The 596-nt window shown below is 68.1% G+C and carries 1 protein-coding gene and 1 pseudogene; one reads left to right on the forward strand and one right to left on the reverse strand.

What is annotated here, in order from left to right; translation table 11 throughout:
- A partial coding sequence (locus LPZ50_RS25225; RefSeq protein WP_230665549.1) for a Nif3-like dinuclear metal center hexameric protein occupies positions 1-445 on the reverse strand: 445 nt, incomplete at its 3' end.
- A 19-nt stretch (positions 446-464) separates the two neighbouring features.
- Between LPZ50_RS25225 and LPZ50_RS25230 the strand changes: the two are divergent.
- Positions 465-596: pseudogene (locus LPZ50_RS25230) on the forward strand (2-alkenal reductase); the annotation flags it as partial.

Consider the following 596-nt stretch of genomic DNA (forward strand, 5'->3'; position numbering starts at 1 on the left):
CCAGGCCGGGCGCGGCACCCAGCCAGATCAGGTTGTCGGGGCCGCAGGCGGCCGGGGCGCCGCCGGCATCGAATTCCGGGGCCAGGCCCAGCACGCGCGCCAGCTGCGCGTTGTTGCCCCATTGGGGGTGGGCATCGAGCGGCAGGTGGTAGGCGAACAGGTTCAGTTCGTGTTGCAGCACCAGGGCCAGGCGCGTGCGGCGCGGGCCGCGCACGCGCGGGTCTTCGTTCTTCCAGAACCAGCCGTGGTGCACCAGCACGGCGTCCGCTCCGCGCTCGATGGCGGCGCGCAGCAATGCCTCGGACGCGGTAACGCCGGTGATAATGTGGCTTATGCGCGGTTTGCCTTCAACCTGCAGGCCGTTGGGACAGTAATCTTTGAATCGCGGCGCTTGCAGCGTGGCATCCAGCCAGGCCGCCAGTTCGCGGGTATCGATTGTTTTCATTGCCTACCTTGTCAGGATCATGCGTCGCTACTGGCTGATATTCGCTCAGGCCGTCACGGTGTGTCTGGCCATTTTATTCGTGGTGACCACGCTGCGGCCCGATTGGCTGCGCCTGGCGGGGCCCGCGCCGTCCGGCGCGCCCGTCCCGCCC

It is taken from the genome of Bordetella petrii, from assembly GCF_020991325.1.
GTDB lineage: Bacteria > Pseudomonadota > Gammaproteobacteria > Burkholderiales > Burkholderiaceae_B > Bordetella_A > Bordetella_A petrii_E.